Source organism: Rothia sp. HMSC065C12 (assembly GCF_001812085.1).
Taxonomy (GTDB): domain Bacteria; phylum Actinomycetota; class Actinomycetes; order Actinomycetales; family Micrococcaceae; genus Rothia; species Rothia mucilaginosa.
In genome coordinates this window covers 195,460-199,192 of record NZ_KV807671.1, presented here as the reverse complement: position 1 = coordinate 199,192, position 3,733 = coordinate 195,460, and the positions used below count along the sequence as shown (strand labels likewise).

Here is a 3,733-nt window from a genome sequence, read left to right as displayed (position 1 = left end):
GTGGTGGTGTTGGATGGTGGGTGTGTGGTGGAGCAAGGAACCTACCAGGACCTAACGACCGACCCCACATCACGCTTCAGAAAGCTCTTCGCCTCCCAACTGGAGGGGAAATAACCTTGCAACATACCCGCACAACGTAGAGTTAAAAGCATGGAACGTATTGAATCTCCCGTCTACCGCAGGCTCGGCAACTCCGGCCTCGTCGTACCCAGCGTCGGCATCGGCTGCAACAACCTCGGCCGCCCCGGCACCCCCACCCGCACCCAAGAAGGCACCAACGAAGTCATCGCCGCCGCAGTTGACGCCGGCATCAGCTTCTTCGACATCGCCGACCTCTACGGCGCTGAACCCGGCCTCTCCGAAACCATGTTCGGCACCGCCCTCACCCAGCTCGGCCTCGACCGCGACGAACTGACCATCGTCACCAAATTCGGTCTGCCCGTCGGCGTCCTCAATGGCAACGACCGCAACGCCCGCGGATCCCGCCGCTACATCATGCGCGCCGTCGAAGGGTCCCTCCGCCGCCTCGGCACCGACTACATTGACCTGTACTTCTACCACAGCCCCGACCCCAACACCCCCATCGAAGAAACCCTCAGCGCCCTCGACCAGCTCGTACGCGACGGCAAAGTCCGCTACCTGGGCCACTCCAACTTCTCCGGCTGGCAGCTCGCCCACGCCGAACACTGCGCCCGTGAACTCGGCACCGAACGGTTCATCGTCGCTGAAAACCACTACAACCTGCTCGACCGCCGCGCAGAACTCGAAATCCTGCCCGCCGCACGGCACTTCGGCATGGGTGTGCTGCCGTACTTCCCGCTCGCTAACGGCCTGCTGACCGGCAAGTACCGCCGCGACAACATTCCCGCCGGTTCGCGCCTGTCCCACTCCAAGAAGAACGTGCTCGACGCCGCCAACTGGGACCAGCTCGAAGCCTTCCACACCTTCTGCACCGAGCGCGGCATTACCGAGGTGCAGGCGGCGTTCTCCTGGCTCGCACAGCAGTCGCCGGTCACCTCCGTCATTGCCGGTGCAACCAGCGCCGAGCAGGTGCGCGCCAACGCACAGGCGGCATGCCTGCGCTTCGACGCTGAGGACCTCGCCGCCCTGGACGCCATCTTCCCGGCACCCGAGAAGATCGCGCTGTTCTAAACTCCGGCTCCCTCTCAAAGGGACACTCAGGCGGTCGCACGTGTCGGCCGTAATATACGCTGAAAAATGTCCGTGGTGAGAAATAAATATCACCCGCCGCACGTTTTCGCTAGGATTAGGTGAGGTGTGTCTAACCTGACGCACCTCACCTAGCCCACTGACAGTGCTGAAGAACCACCAATGTCGGTGTAATCTCACCTAACCCCTCGGCATAAAGGACACCATGAGCGCACAGAGCACCGCCTCCACCCTGCCCCCGCTGGGCACCGGGAAGCACAGCCGATACCTCGGCATCATCGCACTCATCGCCACCTTCGGCGGTCTGCTCTTCGGCTACGACACCGGAGTGATCAACGGCGCGCTCGAACCCATGAGCCGCGAACTCGGCATGGACTCCACCACCCAAGGTTGGGTCACCGGATCGCTCGCCTTCGCCGCCGCTATCGGCGCACTCGGATGCGGCCGCATCTCTGACCGGTTCGGCCGCCGAACCACCATCATTGGGCTCTCCACCATCTTCTTCATTGGTGCCCTGGCGTGCGTCTTCGCACCCAACGTCGCCGTGCTCATCACCGGGCGCACCCTGCTCGGCCTGGCGGTCGGTGGCGCCTCCGCCGTGGTGCCCGTGTTCCTCGCAGAGCTCGCACCCTACGAAATTCGAGGCTCCCTCTCCGGCCGCAACGAGCTCATGGTCGTGGGCGGTCAGCTTGCCGCGTTCATCGTGAACGCCCTCATTGGCAACCTGTGGGGCGAGCACGACGGCGTGTGGCGCTGGATGTTCGCCATCTGCACCCTGCCCGCCATCGGCCTGTTCGTAGGTATGCTGCGTGTGCCCGAGTCGCCGCGCTGGCTGCTGCGCGTTGGCAAGCGTGAGCAGGCGCTTGAGGTGATGAAGCGCATCCGCTCCACCGAGCGTGCCGAGGCCGAAATTGCCGATATTGAGCGCACCCTGCAGGCGGAGGCGACCACCCAGAACAACGCGGCGGGTAAGGAAAGCGTGGGCGTGCGCGGCTGGTTCGTGCGCATCCTGCTCGTCGGTATTCTGGTCGGCGCGGGCCAGCAGCTGACCGGCATCAACTCGATCATGTACTACGGCATTAAGGTGCTCAAGGAAGCCGGTTTCAGCGAATCCGCGGCGCTCATCGCGAACATTGCGCCGGGTACGATTGCGGTGCTCGGCTCGATCCTGTCGCTGCGCCTGATGGAGCGTGTGCCGCGCCGCGTCATGGTGATTACCGGCTATAGTTCGACCGCGTTTTTCCACGTGCTGATTGCGGGCGCATCCATGCTGCTGCCCGCCGATAATGCGGCGCGCCCCTGGATTCTGCTGGTGCTCATCGTCTGCTTTGTGGGCGCGATGCAGACCTGCCTGAACGTGTCCACGTGGGTGATTATGAGTGAGCTGTTCCCGCTGCGTGTGCGTGCGGCGGGTATGGGTATTTCGGCGTTTAGCGGCTGGATGATGAACGGTGTGCTGTCGCTGGCGTTCCCCGTGATTCTGGGTGCGGTCGGTCTGACCGGTTCCTTCATCGGCTTTGCCGTGGTGAACGTGATTATTGCGCTGCTGATGTTCCGTAACCTGCCGGAGACTCGCGGTGTGAGCCTGGAGCAGGTGGAGCGCGGCGTGATGGACGGTAGCATCTACCCCTCCGCACGCAAGCGCTAGATTCGGCGGTTTTTAGGCAAGAATGAGGCGGGCGGCCCCTCCCCGGTGGAGGTGCCGCCCGCCTTGCAATATGCGTTGAAAGACTAGTCTGCAGGGTTCTCTGCGAGGAACTCCTCGAGGCCGATGCGGTAGCCGTCATCTTCGGCACGTGCCTTGCGAAGAGCCTCAATGTCGAGGAGCTCTTCGTACTCTTCCAGCAGCTTCAAATCTTCGTAGGAGATGAGCGCGGCAACAGTCTTACCATTGCGGCTGATGAGGGGACGTTCGCCGGAGAACACGGCTTCGTTGACTTTGGTTCCGAGGTTGTCGCGGAGTTCTTTAAGAGTCGTGACATTGGAACGAGTCCGGTGAGTGGTGACAGTCATGACTGGTTCCTTTCTGGGGTTTGTCCGTTAGCTCCGAGGATAGTTCCTGTGTAGGTTCTATCCAGAGGAGCTACTTACATAGTACAACAATGTAAAGTATGTAAAAAGTGTACACTTTTTCTGCTAAGGTTGAGGTTAAGATTTAAAGCTCTGCCTGAAGGGTGCAGATGACTGCAAACCATGTCTCAAACCCCGTGTACCGGGTCGAATTGACGCGCAAAGCAGCGAAAGAACTAAAGAAAATCCAACGAGAAGACCGGACAGCCTTCGAGAAAATTATCGCCTGCCTCCGATTCCTTGGCGATGACCCATATATGACGGGAGTCAAGAAGCTACAGGGCGAAGAAGGGTACAGGGCACGAGTAGGGAATTACCGCGTTCTGTACACCATTGATAATGTCACGGTTGTCGTTGAGGTTTTCCGAGTTGCTCATCGGCGAGAAGTCTACCGCGGCCTGTAGTGTGAATACGGCGTGCTTCGCGCGCAAGCACTAGACCCGACGGTTTTAGGTATGAATGAGGCGGGCGGCCCCTCCACCGGGGAGGGGCC

General features: G+C 61.0%; 4 protein-coding genes. 3 read left to right on the top strand and 1 reads right to left on the bottom strand.

Annotated features, from left to right (window positions below; all coding sequences use genetic code 11):
* The first annotated feature begins 150 nt into the window (after positions 1–150).
* Positions 151–1,152, top strand: coding sequence for an aldo/keto reductase (locus tag HMPREF2836_RS02155; protein WP_070629308.1), 1,002 nt, complete (start codon positions 151–153; stop codon positions 1,150–1,152).
* Positions 1,153–1,375: 223 nt separating this feature from the next.
* Positions 1,376–2,818, top strand: coding sequence for a sugar porter family MFS transporter (locus HMPREF2836_RS02150; RefSeq protein ID WP_070629306.1), 1,443 nt, complete (start codon positions 1,376–1,378; stop codon positions 2,816–2,818).
* Positions 2,819–2,901: 83 nt separating this feature from the next.
* Here HMPREF2836_RS02150 and HMPREF2836_RS02145 read toward each other — a convergent pair whose 3' ends face one another.
* Complete coding sequence (locus tag HMPREF2836_RS02145) at positions 2,902–3,183, bottom strand: type II toxin-antitoxin system prevent-host-death family antitoxin (protein ID WP_070629304.1); 282 nt, start codon at positions 3,181–3,183, stop codon at positions 2,902–2,904.
* 167 nt (positions 3,184–3,350) lie between these two features.
* On the opposite strand from HMPREF2836_RS02145, the gene HMPREF2836_RS02140 reads away from it, so the two are divergent.
* Positions 3,351–3,644, top strand: coding sequence for a type II toxin-antitoxin system RelE family toxin (locus HMPREF2836_RS02140; RefSeq protein WP_070629302.1), 294 nt, complete (start codon positions 3,351–3,353; stop codon positions 3,642–3,644).
* The last annotated feature ends 89 nt before the right edge of the window (positions 3,645–3,733 follow it).

Bases quoted from the DNA above. Each gene is read 5' to 3' on its own strand.
- HMPREF2836_RS02155 (WP_070629308.1), top strand. From the start codon at position 151: ATGGAACGTATTGAATCTCCCGTCTACCGCAGGCTCGGCAACTCCGGC.
- HMPREF2836_RS02150 (WP_070629306.1), top strand. From the start codon at position 1,376: ATGAGCGCACAGAGCACCGCCTCCACCCTGCCCCCGCTGGGCACCGGG.
- HMPREF2836_RS02145 (WP_070629304.1), bottom strand. From the start codon at position 3,183: ATGACTGTCACCACTCACCGGACTCGTTCCAATGTCACGACTCTTAAA.
- HMPREF2836_RS02140 (WP_070629302.1), top strand. From the start codon at position 3,351: ATGACTGCAAACCATGTCTCAAACCCCGTGTACCGGGTCGAATTGACG.